Here is an 18,506-nt window from a genome sequence, read left to right on the forward strand (position 1 = left end):
CCGCCATGATGAATTCCCTGTGGATTGCCAAGACCGGCATGAACGCCCAGCAGACGAATATGGACACGGTTTCGCACAACCTGGCCAACGTCACCACCACCGGCTTCAAGCGCCAGACAGCGGTGTTCGAAGACCTGATCTACCAGAACCTGCGCCAGGTCGGCTCGCAGGTCGATGAGCAGAACCAGCTGCCCACCGGCATGCACATGGGCCTGGGCGTGCGCTCCGTCGCCACCACGCGCACCTTCTCGCAGGGCACGCCGCTGGAAACCGGCAAGGCCTACGACGTGGCCATCAACGGCGACGGCTTTTTCCAGATCCAGATGCCCGACGGCAGCACCGCCTACACCCGCGACGGCACCTTTGCCCTGAACGGCGACGGTACGCTGGTCACCTCGGGCGGCTACCCGCTGCTGGACGGCATCACCGTGCCGCCCGATTCGCGCAGCTTCACCATCAGCAAGACCGGCATCGTCACCGTGCTGGCCCCGGGCGAGACCGAGCCGCAGCAGATCGGCCAGCTCAACCTGGCCAGCTTCATCAACCCGGCCGGCCTGGAGCCGGTGGGCGAGAACCTGTACCGCGAAACGCCCGCCTCGGGCGCTCCGCAGACCGGGGCGCCGGGCGAAACCAGCATGGGCAGCGTGTTGCAGTGCTACCTGGAATCGTCCAACGTGAACGTGGTCAATGAACTGGTCACCATGATCCAGACCCAGCGGGCCTACGAGATGAACTCCAAGGCCATTTCCACCAGCGACCAGATGCTGGGCCGTCTGGTGCAGCTTTGATTATCTTGATAGCTGTTTGCGCTGGTATTTATTGATTTTCAGATATTTTTATATCTGAAATCATTGATTCATCAGCGCAAACAGCTCCTTTTTTATGGAGAGTGCCATGTACCCCTTGACTGCCTTGAACGTGCGCCCGGCCTGCGTCTGGCTGGCCGCCGCCGCTGTGCTCAGTGGCTGCGCACTCAACAACCCCCCGCCCGTGGACATGGGCAGCACCGCGCCGGTGACGGCAGCGGCCATCGCGCCCCCGGCGCAGGCGGTCAGCAACAGCGGCAGCCTGTACCAGGCCAGCCGCTACCGCCCGGTGTTCGAGAACCGCCGTGCCCGCATGGTGGGCGATACGGTGATGATCAGCATCGTCGAGAAAGTCGCGGCCAGCCAGAAGCAAAGCTCCAACGTCAATCGCAGCAACGAGATGAGCGCCAGCGCCACGCAACTGCCCCTGCTGGCCGGTTCGACCAACAGCCGCATCACTCCGCGCCTGGGGCTGGGGGTGGAGTCGGATGCGAAATTCTCCGGCGGCGGCGGCACCAGCAGCGCCAACACCTTCAGCGGCACCATCACCACCAGCGTGGTGGACGTGCTGCCCAACGGGCACCTGGTCGTCGCGGGCGAGAAGCAGATCGGCGTGAACCACAACGTGGAGGTGCTGCGCTTTACCGGCACCGTCGATCCCTACCTCATGCAGCCGGGCAGCGTCATCAGCTCGCAGCAGGTGGCCAACGTGCGCGTGGAGTCGCGCAGCCGCGGCCAGCAGGGTTCAGCCCAGTCAATTGGCTGGTTAGCGTCCTTCTTTTTGAGCGTTCTGCCTTTCTAGGAATCTCCAGAATCGGGCAGTATGAAGATACTGTCCATGCCCCATTCACTGCGCGTTTTCCTGTGCGGTACAGCACGTAGCCTGACCGTGCTGGCCGCCCTGGCAGCCGGCCTTGCCTGGCACCCCGCGCACGCGCTGCGCATCAAGGAAGTCGCCGCCGTCCAGGGCGTGCGCAGCAACCAGTTGTCCGGCTACGGGCTGGTGGTCGGCCTGGACGGCACGGGCGACCAGACCACGCAGATGCCCTACACCACCCAGTCGGTGCAAAACTATTTGCAGCAGATGGGCATCACCCTGCCGGGCAACATCAATGCCCGCAACATCCAGCTCAAGAACGTCGCCGCCGTGGTCGTCACCGCCGAGCTGCCCGCCTTTGCCCGGCCCGGCCAGCAGATCGACGTGGTGGTGTCCTCCATGGGCAACGCCAAATCGCTCAAGGGCGGCACGCTGATCGCCGCGCCGCTGCGTGGCGCCGATGGCGAGATTTACGCCCTGGCGCAAGGCAACATGGTCGTCGGCGGCGCCGGTGCCTCGGCCGGCGGCAGCAAGGTGCAGATCAACCACCTGAGCGCCGGGCGCATCCCCCTGGGGGCGCAGGTCGAACGCGCCGTGCCCACCCCGCTCAACGATAGCGACACCATCCACCTGGGGCTGAACGCCACCGACTTCCAGACCGCCAGCAAGGTGGTGCAGGCCATCAACAGCCGCCACGGCATGGGCACGGCCGCAGCGCTGGACGGGCGCACCGTGGAAGTGCGGGCGCCGATGGACCCCAGCGCCCGCGTGGGCTTCATCGCCGACATCGAGGAGCTGCAACTGACCGGCAGCAAACCGGCGGCCAAGGTGGTCATCAACCCGCGCACCGGCTCCATCGTCATGAACCAGGCCGTCACCCTGCGGCCCAGTGCCATCGCCCACGGCAACCTGGCCATCACCATCGACTCGACCCCGGTCGTCAGCCAGCCCAATGCCTTCTCGCAAGGCCAGACCGTGGTGCGCGAGAAAGCCAACATCCAGGTCACGCAGGAGCCGGGCAGCATCGTGAACATGCCCTCGTCGGCCAATCTGGCGGACGTGGTGCGCTCCCTGAACGCCCTGGGCGCCACGCCCCAGGATTTGCTGGCGATTTTGCAAGCGCTCAAGGCCGCAGGCGCCCTGGACGCGGAGCTGGAGGTGCTATGAGCAACCAGATCATGGGCTTCAATGCCAGCAATGCGCTGGCGGCGGACGTCAATTCGCTCAACGGCCTGAAAAACGAAGCCAACAACAAAACTCCACAGGCCGCCCGCGAAGCGGCCAAGCAGCTCGAATCGCTGTTCATGCGCGAGATGATCAAAAGCATGCGCCAGGCCACCATGAAAAGCGGCCTGCTCGACGAGGAAGGCGGCGGTGGCGAGCTGGCCCGCGACATGTACGACCAGCAGCTGTCGGTGAACATGGCCGGCCTGCCCGGCGGCCTGAGCGCCGCCATCACGGCGCAGATCGCCCGTTCCATGGGCGTGGACGAAAAGGAAGCGCTGGCCGGCTTGCAGCCCCCCGTGGGCGGTGTCGAGCGCGGCAGCTTCTCCATCCCTTCCACCGTCAATCTGGCCAGCCGCAGCGGCCGTTTCGCCCAATGGGCGGGCAGCGCCGGGCTGCTGGGCACGGCGGCCAATGCGCAGGCGCTGGACGCCTACGCGCCTTCGCCCAAGGGGCGCGAGAACTTCGTGCAGTCGCACCAGGCCGCCGCCCAGCGCGTGGCCCGCGAAAGCGGCATTCCCGCCCACTACATGCTGGGCCAGGCCGGGCACGAAACCGGTTGGGGCCAAAGCGAGATTCGCGGTGCGGGCGGGGCCAATTCGTTCAACCTGTTCGGCATCAAGGCCACTGGCGGCTGGACGGGCAAGGTGGCCGAGATCACCACCACCGAATACGTGAACGGCCAGCCGCAGAAGGTCAAGGCCAAGTTCCGCGCCTACGACTCCTACGAGGAATCGTTCCGCGACTACGCCCGCCTCATCAGCCAGAACCCGCGCTACGCCCAGGCCATGCAAGCCACCGGCAACGCCAAAGACTACGCCGGCGCCCTGCAAAAGGCCGGCTACGCCACCGACCCCGAATACGCCAACAAGCTCTCCCGCGCCATCGAGAGCGCCCGCGCCGTGCAGCGCAGCGGGCAGGCGTGAACCGAACCGTCTTCTTCTTTTAAGAAAGAGCACCTGTCATGAGTCTCCTGAACGTCGGCGTCTCTGCCCTCAACGCCAATCAGCAAGCCCTGACCACCGTCGGGCACAACATTGCCAACGTCAATACCCCCGGTTATTCGCGCCAGACCGTCTACACCAAGGCGCTGGTCGGGCAGAACCTGGGCAACGGCTTCATCGGCAAAGGGGTGCAGGTGGCTACCGTGATGCGCAACTACAGCGCCTTGCTCAACCGCCAGTCCAACGTCGCCAACGCCACCTATGCCGCCGACAGCAGCCGCCTGCAGGGCCTGATGCAGATGCAGGACGTGTTCAGCGGCGGCGACGGCAGCCTGGGCAACGCCATCAACAACGTGATGAATGCCTTCACCGACGTGCAGGCCGCGCCTTCGGATGCCACGGCCCGCAACGTCGTGCTCACGCGCATGAGCGAGCTGGCCAAGCGCTTCAACGCCGCCTCCAGCATGTTGGAAGAGCAGGACTATTCCAGCGAACAGCAATTGCGCAACGACGTGCTGCTGGTCAATGACATGGCCGGGCAGGTCGCCAAGCTGAACTCGGAAATCAGCCGTGCCCTGGCCTCGGGGCACCAGCCCAACGATTTGCTCGATGCCCGCGATCAGATCATCCGCGACATCAACCAGTACGTGCAGACCAGCCAGGTCGAGGCCGACGACGGCACCGTCAGCCTGTTCGTCGGCGGCAGCCAGGCGCTGGTGCTGGGCATGAGCAGCGGCCAGCTCAGCGTGGAAGAAACCAGGGAATACCCCGGCAGCCAGCGCATGGCGCTGTATTTCAGCCAGCCCGGCGGGCAGAAGCTGGAGCTGACGGCGGCCATGGTCGGCGGCGGCGAGATCGCCGGGGTGCTGAAATTCCGCAACGACGACCTGGCCGAAGGGCGCAACCTGCTGGGGCGGCTGGCGATGGCCATCGGCACCGAGCTGAATGCCCAGAACCAGCGCGGCCTGACCTTGAACGGTTTGCAGGGCGGCCTGCTGTTCAACCTGCCGACCACCAGCACTGGCTACAGCAACATCGCCGGGTACAGCAATGTCGGCCCCGGCGCGGGCACCACCACCGTGGTGGACGCCACCAAGCTCAAGCCTTCCGACTACAAAATCGTGTTCCAGGGCGGCAACCCCAGCCTGATCCGCCTGACGGACGGCAAGGTGTTCGACAGCACCTCCACCCCGCCACTGGACGCTGCCAGCCTGGCCGCAGGCTATGCCGCCGATGGCCTGCAGTTCCAGGTGCCGGCAGCCACCATCGCTGCGGCGCAAAACGGCGACAGCATGTTGTTCAAGCCCTTCGGCACGGCGGCCAGCGCCATCGAAGCGCTGGTGCACAACCCCGACGAACTGGCCGTGGCCAGCGCCCTGACGGCCAATATCAGCAAGGCCAATACCGGCACCCTGCAACTGAGCCGGGTGGGGGCGAACGACTTTGCCGGGATTCCCGCGCCGAACGACCCGGTGCGCCTGACCTTTGACGGTGCGGGCCAGGTGAGCTACCAGGTGTACGACAGTGCGTCCAGCACCTGGAGCGCGGCGTCCGCCCCGATGGACTACACCCCCGGCCAGCCCTTGACCATCAACGGCTGGAGCATCGTCCTGACCGGCACCCCCGCAGCAGGCGATACGGTCGATGTGGCCAATGCCCGGGACTTCGATCAGGCCTACCGCCTGAATGCGGGCAATGCCGGGGCGTTCCTGAACATGCGCGACCAGGTGCTGTTCGACGAGGGCACCACCCTGACGGACGGCTTCTCTGCTGCCATGGCCGTGGTGGGGACGCGCACGCAAAGCGCCCAGCTGGCGGCCAAGCTCTCCAGCACCGTCGCCAAGAACCTGGAGCTGGACCGCACCGCCGTTTCCGGGGTGAACCTGGACGAAGAGGCCGCCCGCCTGTTGCAGTACCAGCAGGCGTACCAGGCCTCGTCGAAGGTCATTCAAATCGCCCAGAGCCTGTTCGACAGCGTGTTGAACGCTGTCGGCCGCTGATAGTCGCCAATCGCTTCAAGGAGTTCAACCATGTCGATTTCACGCCTGGGTACGGCGAATATGTACGACCGTACCATCACCAACATCAACAAGCAGCAAAGCGAGCTGGCCGACCAGATGGAACACACCTCGGCCGGGATGCGCGTCATTCGCGCCAGCGACGACCCGGTGGCCGCCGCCCAGGCCGAGCGTGCCCGCAACCGCCTGGAGCGCATTGCCAGCGACCAGCGTGGGCTGGATGCCCAGACGGCCACCATCACCTATGGCGAATCGACGCTGGGCGAAATCAACGATGCGCTGCAGGAATTTCGTGCGCTGATGGTGCAGGCCGGCAGCGGCGTCTACAACCAGGTGCAGCGCGACACCCTGGTCGAGCAGCTCACCAGCCTGCGCGATCAGATCGCCAAATACGCCAATCGCACCGACAGCAACGGCCTGCCCCTGTTCCGGGGGCTGGACACCGCGACCGGCATGCCCTTTCCCAACGACCAGGAGGGCATCCAGTCCGGCCAGGCCAACAATGGCGAGTTCTTCATCGCCAATACCCTGAATGGCGTGCAAGCCTTCTTCAGCGGCAGAACCGGCAACGGCGTGCTGGAAATCGACCCCTACTCCCATGCCGCAGGCGTGCCCAACCAGGGCAAGGCCCATGCCGACATCGGCGTCATCAAAGACCCGGCTGCGGCTGCGGCGGTGACCACGCCGATCGAAATCACCTTCCAGGACAACGCCGGCGTGATGGAGTATTCCGTGGATGGCGGCACGACCTGGGCGGCCTACAAAAACGGGGGGGCCATCGAAGTGGCCGGGATGGAAGTGGTCATCAAGGGCGAACCGGCTGCAGGCGACGGCTTCACCATCAAGCCCAGCACCACCATTTCCACCTTCGAGGCGCTGGATCGCGCCATTGCCGCCGTGCGTGACAATGCGAATGCCGATGGCAGCACCGCCTACGGCACGCTGGCCCACGGCATCACCCAATCGCTGACCGAGCTGGATACGGCGCTCAACCGCGTCTCCACCGTGCGCGGGCTGGCGGGCGACCTGCTCGTCCAGGCCGAACGCATGGGCGCCACCCTGCTGGCCCGCGAGGAGCAGACCGAAGCCCAGCGCGTGGCGGCCGAGCAGTACGACGCCGAAGGCATGGTGCGGGCCATCGCGCAAATGCAGACGCAGCAAACGGCGGTATCGGCGGCGCTACAGTCGTATGCTTCGATCCAGAAGCTGTCGTTGTTCAACTACATCAGCTAAGAACGTATCTACGATCTATCCTTAACTATTACTGGGCCTGGCTTGGGGCCGAAGACGAGGTTGCCGTGCAATACGCTTTGAACGCACTGGTCATGGGGTACCGTCCGCTGTGGAGCAGCGACCGCCTGCTCTCCGGGGTGCAACTGTTTCTGCACGACAGCCCGGACGAGCCGGTCGATGTCGCCCACCTGCTGCGCATCCTGCGGGAAACCTGGTCGCCCACCGCGCCCCGGCTGCTGCTGTCGCCGCAGTCGCCCGGGTTGCTGAAGAACCTGCTGGCACACATCCAGCCGTGCCCGTTCTGGGCGCTGGAAGTGCGCGGCGAGTGGCTCAATTGGGATGCCAGCCTGCTGGCCTACGTCGAGAACGCTGCCCGCAAGCAGGTGCACCTGATCTGGCGCGGCCGCCGCGACGCCCTGCCCGATACCGCTATCGCCAACCTGTTTGCCAGCGGACTGCTCAGCGTTGATCCCCAAGATGCGCTGGAGTTTCTGCGTACTCCCGCCCAGCCCCAGGTCTGTGCCTTTCTGCTGGAGCGCCAGATGTACGAGGATCTGCACAGCCAGATGATGCTGCGCTGCTGCCTGGAGCGCTACAACGCCAGCGCCATTGCCGGCTGGCCCGATGAGGACGTACTCTTCAACCTGCGTGGGGCCAAGGCCTTGCAGCCTTCCCATGCCCACGTGCTGCGCCTGATGAAGGCCGTCGATGCCGACCAGCCGCTGGACAGTTTCGAGGACATCCTGAGCGAAGACCCCCTGCTGGCCTACCGCCTGATGCTGTTTGCCAACTCGGCGGCCCTGGGCGCCCGCCATCCCATCGATTCCCTGCGCCGCGCCCTGGTGCTGATGGGCTACGGGCCTTTGCAAAAGTGGCTGAGCAATGTTCTTGTCCATGCCTGCGAGGAGCCGGACTTGCAGCCCGTGCGCCAGTCCATGGTGCATCGGGCGCAGCTCACCTCGCTATTGCTGGATGCCGGCGTCAGCCAGGAGTTGCGCAGCGAGGTCTACCTGTGCGGCCTGTTCTCCCGCCTGGACGACATCCTGGGCGAGCCCCTGGAAGACAGCCTGGGCCGCCTGCCCCTGTCCGAACGCATTCCCGACGCCGCGCTGCGCCAGGAAGGGCCGTATACCTCCAGCCTGGAAATGGCCATCGCCCTGGAAAACGAAAACGGCGCCGAGGCCGTGCGTGACCTGTGCACGCAGTACGGCATGAACCTGGAAACCGTCAACCGCACCCTGCTGCGCCTGATGAACAGCTGGCACAGTCAGCAGCCGCGCTGGTGAGTGCTTCAAAATACAGAGCTTTGGACGCCGAATATGGCGCTGGCGGATTAACTGCGCCACGCAGCCAATACCAGCGGAAAACACTCTACTTTTGCATTCGGAACCAGCAGCCGACGGTAGACAGCAGGTGCGGTTTCCTGTCAAATCACCCGGGGTCATGGTTGCTGGTTTGGTTTTCTCGTTTTTTCTTCTTATGCCCCGTTTTATGAATTATCCAGTCCGCCTTTTTTCTTTGCGTAGCCGAATGACAGGTTTTACCTTAATTGAGGTCATGATTGTCGTGGCCATTGTCGGTATTCTGGCGTCGGTGGCATTACCCAGTTACCGCGACTATGTGCTGCGCGGGCAAATCGTAGAAGCGCATACCAGCCTTGATGCGATGCGTGCCGATATGGAACGCTATTTTCAGGACAATCGGACCTATAACAGTACTGGAGACTTTACCTCTCCGTGCCTGGTGAATGCAGCCCAGCGCAAGATGGGGACTTTCCAGTTGTCGTGCGACGGTACACCGACCGGAACGGCCTATGTCTTGCAAGCCGTCGGCAGCGGCCCGACCAATGGCTTTACCTTCAAGGTCAATCAAGCCAATCAGCGCAGCACCACAGCGGTGGCTACCGGTTCCGGGTGGAATACGTGCGCCACGCGGTGGATGAGCAAAAAAGGCCAGGCATGTTGACCTCCCGATCTGCTGCCGTTCCAGCACGCCAGCATGTTCAAGGCTTTACGCTGATTGAACTGATGGTGATGCTGGCGTTGCTGGTGGCATTGGCCATGTTGGCCATGTATCCGATGCAGGAGTGGATCAACAACAACCGTGTACGCAGCACCGCCGACGTGTTGCAAAACGGTTTGCGCCAAGCGCAGGCCGAGGCTACGCGCCGTAGCCGTACCGTCATGTTCGCATTGACCGGCACCACGACATTTGCCGAAAGCGCAGACCCCGATGACCTGGAGGTAGCGACCGAAGCCCCCCACTGGGGCATATTCGCCACCCGGCGTACAGGGGCCGACGCCGAATTTATCGAAGCCGGTTTGCAGGACAATTCGGGCCGGGCCGCCCGTATCACCGGGCCCGCCGCCATTTGCTTCAACTCCCTTGGGCGGCTGGTGACGCGCACCAATGCAGCAGCAGGGGTGGGAGACGCCAGTTGCGACAGCGCCGACATTCCGGCCCGGTACGTTGTGGACATGGACGGCGTCGATGCCCGCAGCCTTCGGGTGGAAGTGGGCGTAGGCGGGCGGATTTTGATGTGTGATCCCAATGCAGCCGCAGACCGCCTGGACGCCTGCCCTGATTGATCTCTTCAACGCATGGACAGCAAGAATATGCCCACACCATTGCCGCAGAGCTGCCGCTTCTGGCAGTCCAGCCTTCGTCATCAGCATGGCTCCAGCTTGCTGGAGGTGCTGGTGGCCGTCTTGATCGTCTCTCTCGGCCTTTTGGGTTTGGTGGGACTGCAGGCCAAGGCCACCAGCATGTCGGTCTCGGCGGAAGACCGCAGTCGTGCAGCATTGTTGGTAAATGATTTTGTCAGCACCATGCAGCTAATGCGCCAAATACCGGAGGGTACCGTATTGGATGCGTTGCAGGAGCGTGCTGCAGATACTTTGACGGGCGGTTTGCCGGACGGTGAATTTAAAATTGATGAAGTAGCCGACAACATTGTCGCAGTGACGGTGGAGTGGACGCCTACAAATACCCCGGACCAGCCTGCGCGTCATACGACGGTAGCTATTATTCCTTAATTATTTTTCATAAAGTCATAATGCTACCCGCTACCCGCTACCCGCTACCCGCTACCCGCTACCCGCTACCCGCTACCCGCTACCCGCTACCCGCTAAATAAAGCCAGTGGTTTATCGTTAGTTGAATTACTGGTTGCACTGATTATATCACTGGTCATTGCGGCAATTATTAGTAATCTTGTTATTTTTGGGGAGCGGCATAAGCGCCAATTAACTTCCACCAATGACATGGAAATCGGCGCCAATTATGCCTTGGTGCAACTGGACGCCATGCTGCGCAGCGCGGGTTCCGGTTATTTGCAAAGTGGTTTGTTGGGTTGTTATCTGGCGGCGGGAAATGGGGCTGACGCCATATTGCCACGTACAGCGGCGTGGCCGGCACCTTTCGATAAAGTGCTGGAAGGCGCAACCGGTAACCTGACACTGGCCCCACTGCTGATTGCCGAAGATGTCGGGCCGCGCAACTCCGATGTGCTGATTGCCATGCGCGGCAATGCCGGGGCCGGAGATGTTGTACGCACTGTGGAGGATGCCAGCCTAGGGGCCGACCATGAATGGATGCTGGCGACCGACTTGGGTTTCCGCGTCCACGATCTGGTGGTGGTCGGCAATCCCGACCATACCGATTGCCTGTTGCAGCAGGTCAAAGCCCTGCCAGGCGATCGCAGCGTTGAGCTGGAGACGGCAGCCAACACCCGCTACTACACCCCGAGCGTCCAGCGTGGCGTAGTCACTACCACTTTGGGGGCGGTGAAGACGGCTGGAGGCAACCAGGGGTACATGGCTGCGCTAGGCAGCCTGGAGCCGACCGGTACGGGGGATGGCTCCAACGTGCAGTTCTACATGCTGGGGATAGACCAAGGCGCCAACCTGCACCGTTATGACTTGCTGAAACTGGCCGGTGATACCGAAGCCGACAACGACCTGATTCTGGCCGACGGTGTGGTGGTTTTCCGTGCTGCCTATGGCATTGACTCCGACGACGATGGCGTCCTGGATGCCTGGGTATCCCCGCAACAGGCCGGCGGAGAAGACTACACGCTGAGCGAGCTGACCAGTCCAGCCAACACGGCTCGGCTAGACAGACTCAAACGCATCATGGCCCTGCGCATTGCGCTGGTGGTGCGCAGCCCCATCCGCGAAAAGGAGGAGGTTGCTCCTGAGAGCCTGACCCTGTTTCAGAGCTATGACACGCTGGAAGAGGATTTTGAACTGACCCAAGCCAACACCGGGCTGGCCGACGCCCGCCATTACCGCCACCGGGTTTATGAGGCCACGATTCCCCTGCGCAATGCGCTGCTGGCGACAGATCCACGGTTTTAAAGAACGCTTATTGCCATGTCTTTTTTCAGTCAGCCAATCCTTGCTTTTCGTAGATGCCGCCGTCAACAGATACGCCGTCAGCACGGCGTGATTTTGATTGTTGCGCTGATGGTGATGGTGATTTTGTTCATCGGTGCTGCTGCCGTCGTCAAGTCCATGAATACCTCGATGGTCAATGCCGGGAATCTGGCGTTTCGCCGGGATATGGTCAATCAGGGGGAACTGGTATTGGCCGACCTGATGAGCCGTATGCAGCCAGGGGGTACCTTGGATAATTTGGGAGGTAGCAGCAATGCCAGCCTTAATTATTCTGCCGTCATGCTGCCTGGCAATGCAGAAGGTATTCCAGAGGCTTTGCTGGACGACACTAAATTTGCGACGCGGGGTAGTGCCAACAATGACATCACAGAAAATACTGCCGGACTGGATGATGCAATCAAAGCTGGATTGCGTGGAACGACGATCCGCTATTTGATTGAGCGTCTGTGTGAGGATGCCGGTGAATTTTCCCAGGCTGAAAGCAAAAATTATTGTATTAGATCATCTGCGGCAGGTGGTGGCGAGAATGCAGGGATGCTGACGGGAGGGCCTAAGCTCGATGTGCCAACAAATATTGTTTACCGTGTGAATATTCGTGTTACCGGGCCGCGCGATACTCAGGTATTTATTCAAGCATCGATCATCAAGCCAGAATGAGAGATTTCATTATGTTGGGAAAATACAAAATGTTTTCTATGTTAGCGGCCTTTGCACGCCATACGCTGACGGTATGGCTGGCAGGTACAGCATTGGGGGCAGCTGCACAAACGGTCTCATTGGCCGATCAGCCGGTGTTTGCCTCTTCTCAGGTGGCGGGTAATCTGGCATTGGCGCTGTCTGTGGAATATCCCACGGTCACTCGCGTAGCCCATACCGATGTTTACACTCCCGACAAAGAATTTCTAGGCCACTTTGACCCCAAGAAGTGCTACACCTACCAAGCCAATACCAGTAGTCCGGAGACCAGCTACTTTGCCCCTGCGGGCTTGGCCAACAACCATACGTGCACTGGTAAATGGAGTGGGAATTTTCTGAACTGGGCCACCCACGCTGCCATTGACCCGTTTCGCTGGGCCATGACCGGGGGCCGCCGCGTGGTCGATACAGCCACCGAAACCATTCTGGAAAAAGGCCGTCACTCGGGCCAGGGCAACTTGTTTCCAGACCGCACCCTGCCTGCCGGCTTGATCGCAGGGGCCACGCCATTTAGTTCGAGCGATGCAGACGGCGGGATGCGTATTTCCGTGAACGGACGGGGCTACAAAATGCGCTTCTGGCCCATCGTCGGCTTCCAGGTCGAATACTTCAACAACACCAGTGGTAACTTTAACGGTACGCCGGTTTATACCGAGCGCCAGCCTGTTATCAAAATATCGTGGCCTGGCTCGCCAGGTGCAGGCGTAAGCAACGATTTTTCCTCGCGCTGGACAGGTAGCTTCACTGCTCCAAATGACAGTTATTACCAGTTCCGGATGGTTCAGGACGATAATGCCACCCTGTATGTCGGCGGTGATGAAGTCATCAAAGCTGTCGGTTGGAAGGGCATCGACAGCGGTAATTGGACTACCTCCAATCGTGTCGGGCCCAAGTCCGGTACGGTGAATTTCAAAATCGAACACGTCGATACCGGTGGTGGCGCTTCCCTCTACCTGCAATGGCGCCGGTGCAAGAACACCAGTGCCAATAGCTGCAATACCGGCACAGCCAGCCATTGGAATGATTGGCAGGATTTCTCCTATGGCAGCATCAGCTATACCGAAGCGAACTACAACGGTGGCAGCACTCTGCAAAGCATTTATGACGCTGTGGTGCGTGTCAAAGTCTGCGACCCCTCAGCCGCCGCAGGCGGGGTAGAAGCAAATTGCGTTCAATATGGCAGCAATTGGAAGCCAGAAGGGTTGGTGCAGGAATATGCACAGCGGATGCGCTTCTCGGCTTTTGGCTATATGAACCAGGACGGCAATGGCCGCGATGGCGGTGTATTGCGGGCTCGTCAGAAGTTTGTCGGGCCGACCAAACCCGAGCCTGGACAAAACCCCGTTGCCAATACGCTGAAAGAATGGAGTGCAACGGATGGAACGTTTGTCAGGAATCCCGATTCCGCCGATGCCACCAGTACGAATACCTGGGCGGGGTTGACCGGCAATGACCGGGTGCAGGACAGCGGGGTGATTGGCTATCTGAATGGATTCGGCCAAATCATCGATGGCAATTACAAAAGCAACGACCCCGTCAATGAGTTGTACTATGCCACCTTGCGTTACTTCCGGGGGCTGGACAATATCGATGCTTGGAGCAATATTGCCGACGGTACTTCCACCGCCGACAAAAAGAAATGGCTGGACGGTTTTCCCATCGTCCGGGACTGGACAGCCCAGGATCCGATTCTTTATTCCTGTCAGCGCAATTTTGTATTGGGTATTGGCGATATCAACACCCACAGCGATAAAAACGTGCCGGGTACGACCGACCCGGACGGCACACCGAGCACTCCGGACTTTGGTGCGGATGCCACGTTCTTCGATGCCTTCCGATCCACCAACAATCTGAAAAAGCTCCAAGGCATGGGAAGCAATAAGGCAAATGCCAGCACCGGCTCGAATATGTCCAACGACTATATGGCCGGGTTAGCGTTTGAAGCCAATACTCGTGATATTCGCCCGGACAATGCCAACACACCGAACTCGATTGGCAAGCAAACCGTGCAGACTTATTGGGTGGACGTGCTGGAAAATGGCTTTGTGACCAACAACAAGTTTTATCTGACGGGAAAATTTGGGGGGCTGGATCGCAGTAAACTGCCGACAGGGTTTGATCCTTATACGTTCGATGGAGAAATTCCCCTGGACTGGTGGAGTACCAATGGAAAGAAAATTGGTGGCCAAGATAAACCGAACAATTATTTTACGGCAGGCCAGCCCGATGACATGGTGGCAGGGCTGCGCGAGGCATTTCAGAGCATTGCAGCGGCGGTGAAATCCTATACGACTGCTCTGGCGTATACCAGTCCAAATATTACGTCCGGGGATATGGCCTATGCTTCGCAATACGACTCCAATAATTGGTCGGGGACTGTTCTGGGGCGCACGATTAGCTACCCGGCCACAGGCAATCCGACCGTCACGGAGGTGTGGCGAACCGACACCACCCTGGCCCAGCAGGTGGCGGCGGATAGCGGCGCGGGCTGGAATACCCAGCGGCGTATCGTGACCTGGGGCGGGAGCGATACCAAGGGGGTGCCTTTCCGTTATGACCAGCTCAGTGCCACACAAAAAAGCAGTTTGAATACCAGTTATGTGGCGGAGGATGATGGTGCAGTGTATTTGAACTATCTGCGTGGCAGTCGCAAGGATGAATACAATTCGACCGCAGCGGACAGCCTGCATCGATATCGTGCCCGCGATACTTTGCTGGGCGATATTGTCAATGCCAAGCTGACGGCAGTTGGCCCGCCCAGCGCTCCTTTGATTACAGCCCGCAACCCTGGCTACGGGGCATTCAAGAATACCTACAAGGCCCGCGCTACCGTGGTATATGCCGGTGCCAATGACGGGATGCTCCATGCTTTCAACGGGGCGGATGGCCAAGAGATTTTTGCCTATGTACCGGGGGATATGTTCAAGGCGGCAGGCGGCTTGTCCGATAGCCTGCTGGCCAATTATGGCAATCCCAATTACGAACACCGCTATATGGTGGATGCAGCCCCCGTGGTGGTCGATGTGGATTTCAGCAAAATACAAGGCAGCGCGGAAGGTGCAGATCCGGATTGGCGCTCCGTGTTGATTGGCGGCTTGGGTAAAGGTGGTAAAAGCTATTACGCACTGGATGTGACCGACCCGTCAGCCATGACGACAGAGGCCGCCGTCGCAGGCAAGGTACTGTGGGAAACCGATCTGTCTGAAATGGGGTATAGCTTTGGGCGACCCTGGGCAGTGAAAACCGCCAAATATGGTTGGGTAATTATCCTGACCTCGGGTTATGGCAGCAGTTCGACTGCGGGGCTGATATTTCTGATCAATCCAAAAACCGGAGCGTTGATTGAAAAGATCGCTACCAGCGCGGCAGCCCCTGGTTTGACCCATGCTTCGGCATATGGCGCAGATGTGGGCGATGGCACGGTCAGCGCTGTCTATGCCGGTGATTTGAACGGACAGCTATGGCGTTTTGATTTGACGCAGAAGGATAGCGCTGCTGCTTATCCCGCGGGCAAGAAAATTGCCCAGTTAAACAATGCAGCCGGTAATGCCTTGCCCATTACCACTCCTCCCCTGGTCGTGATCGATCCTGCAACGCGGGTGCGCTATGTGATGGTGGGAACCGGGCAATTGCTGGATACGGTGGATATTGCATCCACCCAGGTGCAATCGTTCTTTGCCATCAAGGATGGCGGTATCGCACATTTTGCTGCGCATGACACGCCAGTGACGCGCAGCGCTCTCAAGGCCGTGACCGATCTGACCCAGGGCTATACGCTGGGGACGGGGGAGACAGCGCTGGACGTAAAGGGCTGGTACCACGATCTGGGCAAAGACAATGCCACCGGGATTGGTTGGCGCATGGTCGATGAGATGGATGCGGCCAATGGCGTCGTGGCCTTTATCAGCACGCTGACCAGCGGCGATGCCTGCAATCCCAGTGGCCGTAGTCGCTTGTATGCCGTGCAGTTCGGGAGTGGGCGGACTGCATGGTCAAGCGGCGAGAGTTTTCTGGAGTACGGCTACAGTTTGATCAGTGTTCAACTGGTGAACAAAGATGGAAAACTGAGTGTGAATGCCGCTGGCCGCGATCCCAACAATGATGGCGCTCCGGTTGCTCTTCCTGATATCGTTTCGGGGGGCGGAACGGCGCTACAGATACTCAACTGGCGAGAAACTTTTACGGTCGATTGAGTAAGGGTGAATGGCTAAAAATAATTATTTTTTTCGTACGGTTATTCCTCCGCCGTCATTCCCACGCAAGTGGGAGCCCCGCAACGGCGCTGTTTTTTCTTGAGCGCGGTGAGGTTGCTCATTCCGGGCTGCCCCTTGTGTCTGCGCACAGGCACGCAGGTGGGCCACCAGCGTGGCGGCAAACCCGCCAAGCTGGTGGCCTTTGCGCGTACAGATATGCAGGTCGCGCTGCGCCCAGGGCTCTTGCAACGCCAGCACGGCCAGTTGCTCGCGCACGCTGGTGGCAGGCAGGGCGCTGCGCGGCACCATGCCGATGCCTACGCCGGCGCTGACCATGCGGCAGACGGCCTCGAAGCTGCGCACCTGGATGCGCACGTCCAGATGTTGGCCCAGTGCGGCGGCGGCGTTCATGGTGAAGGTGTGGATGGCCGAGCCGGTATGCAGCATGACGAAGGGGTGTTCCAGCACCTGGGCAAAGCGCAGCGGGCCGTGCCCGGCCAGGGCGTGGCCCTGGGGGGTGATGAGCACCAGCCGGTCGCGTCGGTACGACAGCAGATCGACGCTGCTGGCGTCGATCGTGCTGCTGTCGGCCAGCACGCCCAGTTCGATTTCGCCGTGGGCCACGGCCAGGGCGATGTCGCCGCTGGTGCGCTCTTCCAGCGTCACGCTGACCTGGGGGTGCTGGCGCAAAAAGCTGGCCAGATCGTCCGGCAGAAAGGTATGCGTGGCGTGGGTGTTGGCCCACAGGCTGACGTGGCCGCGAATGCCGCTGGCAAAGGGCGAGAGGTTGGCGTGCATCTGCTCCAGCGCGGCCAGCACCTGGCGGGCGTTGCACAGCAGGGTTTCACCGGCGCGGGTCAGGGCCACGCCCCGGGCCCGGCGTTCGAACAGCTGGGCGCCCAGCGCCGCTTCCAGCCGCTGCAGGCGGTGGCTGGCCGAGGACGGGGCCAGAAACGCCCGCGCTGCGCCGCGCGTGAGGTTGCCTTCTTCGGCAATGGCGACGAACAGGCGCAGGTCGGTCAGGTCGTAGTGCATGGCGGTTTTTGATCGTTCGGTGTTGACGAATCCTGTGCTGGGCGATTCGCAATTGTGCGGTGGGTGGCGGGCGGGCACCATTCGTTTCCATCGTATATCCGCCGGTTTGCAGGCGGATGTTTTCCGGATTGTTTTTGCATTTTTTCGTATGCCTTGGAAACATTGGTCTGCCGAACGCCTCGGGCTGGCGCTTGCCGTGCTGGCGGCGCTGGGTTTTTCGTTCAAAGCGATTTTTGTCAAGCTGGCCTATGCCGCGCCTCAGCCGGTGGCCGTGGATGCGGTGACGCTGCTGGCGTTGCGCATGGCGTTTTCGCTGCCGTTTTTTGCCTGGATGGGCTGGCGTGCGCACCGGGCTGCGGGCGGCGCGGAGCTGAACCGTCGCACCCTGCTGTGGGTGCTGGCGCTGGGGCTGCTGGGCTATTACGGCGCAAGCATTCTGGACTTTTTGGGCCTGCAATACATCAGCGCCAGTCTGGAGCGGCTGATTCTGTTCACCTACCCGACGCTGACCATCCTGATCGGCGTGCTGTTCCTGGGCAAGCGCCTGCGCTGGCAGGAGGGCGCGGCGCTGCTGCTGTCGTATGCCGGAATCGGGCTGGCCTTTGCCCACGACCTGCATCTGGCTGCCGACATGCGCACCGTGCTGCTGGGCGCAGCGCTGGTGCTGGGCTCGGCCCTGTCTTACGCTTTTTATCAGGCGGGCAGCGAACCGGCGATTGCCCGGCTGGGGGCCATGCGTTTCAGCGCCCTGGCGCTGCTGGTGTCCACCTTTGCCACCCTGTTGCACTTTGCCGCCACCCAGCCGCTGGCGGCCTTGCAGCAGCCGCTGCCGGTGTACGGCCATGCGCTGGGCATGGCGGTGTTCTCCACGGTGCTGCCGGTGCTGATGACCTCGGCGGCCATCCGCCATATCGGCGCGGGGCGCACGGCGCTGGTCGGTTCGCTGGGGCCGGTGATGACGATTTTCTTCAGCGCCTGGCTGCTGGACGAGGGCTTGTCCTGGTGGCAGTTGGGCGGCGCAGCGCTGGTGCTGTCGGGCGTGCTGCTGATCGGCATGACCAAGGGCCAGCAGCGCCGTCCATGCGACCCGGCGGCACCGCAGGCGGCGTCTGCGCCGCCTGCTTCTACAGCCTGCCGCTGAGT

General features: G+C 61.3%; 15 protein-coding genes. 14 read left to right on the forward strand and 1 reads right to left on the reverse strand.

What is annotated here, in order from left to right; all coding sequences use genetic code 11:
• The first annotated feature begins 5 nt into the window (after positions 1 to 5).
• From flgG to ACFO3A_RS07265, 13 genes are all read left to right on the forward strand, one after another.
• A complete protein-coding gene (flgG, locus tag ACFO3A_RS07200; protein WP_377725241.1) occupies positions 6 to 788 on the forward strand; it encodes a flagellar basal-body rod protein FlgG in 783 nt (260 codons plus the stop codon).
• Between the two features lie 106 nt (positions 789 to 894).
• Positions 895 to 1,608, forward strand: a complete 714-nt coding sequence (locus ACFO3A_RS07205) for a flagellar basal body L-ring protein FlgH (protein WP_377725243.1) — start codon at positions 895 to 897, stop codon at positions 1,606 to 1,608.
• A gap of 21 nt (positions 1,609 to 1,629) precedes the next feature.
• Complete coding sequence (locus tag ACFO3A_RS07210) at positions 1,630 to 2,790, forward strand: flagellar basal body P-ring protein FlgI (protein WP_377725244.1); 1,161 nt, start codon at positions 1,630 to 1,632, stop codon at positions 2,788 to 2,790.
• Positions 2,787 to 3,773, forward strand: a complete 987-nt coding sequence (flgJ, locus tag ACFO3A_RS07215) for a flagellar assembly peptidoglycan hydrolase FlgJ (RefSeq protein ID WP_377725245.1) — start codon at positions 2,787 to 2,789, stop codon at positions 3,771 to 3,773. The genes ACFO3A_RS07210 and flgJ overlap by 4 nt, the downstream gene beginning before the upstream one ends.
• A 38-nt stretch (positions 3,774 to 3,811) precedes the next feature.
• Positions 3,812 to 5,791 carry a flagellar hook-associated protein FlgK gene (gene flgK, locus ACFO3A_RS07220; protein ID WP_377725247.1) on the forward strand — a complete coding sequence of 660 codons (1,980 nt, stop codon included), beginning with the start codon at positions 3,812 to 3,814 and terminating at the stop codon, positions 5,789 to 5,791.
• 30 nt (positions 5,792 to 5,821) lie between these two features.
• Positions 5,822 to 7,042, forward strand: coding sequence for a flagellar hook-associated protein FlgL (gene flgL / locus ACFO3A_RS07225; RefSeq protein WP_377725248.1), 1,221 nt, complete (start codon positions 5,822 to 5,824; stop codon positions 7,040 to 7,042).
• A 65-nt stretch (positions 7,043 to 7,107) separates the two neighbouring features.
• Positions 7,108 to 8,328: an HDOD domain-containing protein gene (locus tag ACFO3A_RS07230; protein WP_377725249.1), complete on the forward strand. Its 1,221-nt coding sequence runs from the start codon at positions 7,108 to 7,110 to the stop codon at positions 8,326 to 8,328.
• 157 nt (positions 8,329 to 8,485) lie between these two features.
• Positions 8,486 to 9,007, forward strand: coding sequence for a type IV pilin protein (locus ACFO3A_RS07235; RefSeq protein WP_377725251.1), 522 nt, complete (start codon positions 8,486 to 8,488; stop codon positions 9,005 to 9,007).
• Positions 9,001 to 9,630, forward strand: coding sequence for a pilus assembly FimT family protein (locus ACFO3A_RS07240; RefSeq protein WP_377725253.1), 630 nt, complete (start codon positions 9,001 to 9,003; stop codon positions 9,628 to 9,630). The genes ACFO3A_RS07235 and ACFO3A_RS07240 overlap by 7 nt, the downstream gene beginning before the upstream one ends.
• Before the next feature lie 12 nt (positions 9,631 to 9,642).
• Entirely contained in the window at positions 9,643 to 10,077 is a 435-nt protein-coding gene (locus ACFO3A_RS07245; RefSeq protein WP_377725254.1) for a type IV pilus modification PilV family protein, read from the forward strand.
• Positions 10,078 to 10,470: 393 nt separating this feature from the next.
• Positions 10,471 to 11,400, forward strand: a complete 930-nt coding sequence (locus tag ACFO3A_RS07255; RefSeq protein ID WP_377725255.1) for a PilW family protein — start codon at positions 10,471 to 10,473, stop codon at positions 11,398 to 11,400.
• Positions 11,401 to 11,415: 15 nt separating this feature from the next.
• The gene (locus ACFO3A_RS07260) at positions 11,416 to 12,096 is read left to right on the forward strand and encodes a hypothetical protein (protein WP_377725256.1); all 681 of its coding nucleotides are present in this window, start codon (positions 11,416 to 11,418) and stop codon (positions 12,094 to 12,096) included.
• A gap of 11 nt (positions 12,097 to 12,107) precedes the next feature.
• The gene (locus ACFO3A_RS07265; RefSeq protein ID WP_377725258.1) at positions 12,108 to 16,328 is read left to right on the forward strand and encodes a PilC/PilY family type IV pilus protein; all 4,221 of its coding nucleotides are present in this window, start codon (positions 12,108 to 12,110) and stop codon (positions 16,326 to 16,328) included.
• A gap of 24 nt (positions 16,329 to 16,352) precedes the next feature.
• On the opposite strand, the gene ACFO3A_RS07270 is transcribed toward ACFO3A_RS07265, so the two are convergent.
• Entirely contained in the window at positions 16,353 to 17,441 is a 1,089-nt protein-coding gene (locus ACFO3A_RS07270; RefSeq protein ID WP_377725260.1) for a LysR family transcriptional regulator, read from the reverse strand.
• A 70-nt stretch (positions 17,442 to 17,511) separates the two neighbouring features.
• Between ACFO3A_RS07270 and ACFO3A_RS07275 the strand changes: the two genes are divergently transcribed.
• A complete protein-coding gene (locus tag ACFO3A_RS07275) occupies positions 17,512 to 18,504 on the forward strand; it encodes a DMT family transporter (protein ID WP_377725262.1) in 993 nt (330 codons plus the stop codon).
• The last annotated feature ends 2 nt before the right edge of the window (positions 18,505 to 18,506 follow it).

Origin of the sequence: Comamonas nitrativorans (assembly GCF_042654765.1) — a bacterium.
Taxonomy (GTDB): domain Bacteria; phylum Pseudomonadota; class Gammaproteobacteria; order Burkholderiales; family Burkholderiaceae_C; genus Comamonas; species Comamonas nitrativorans.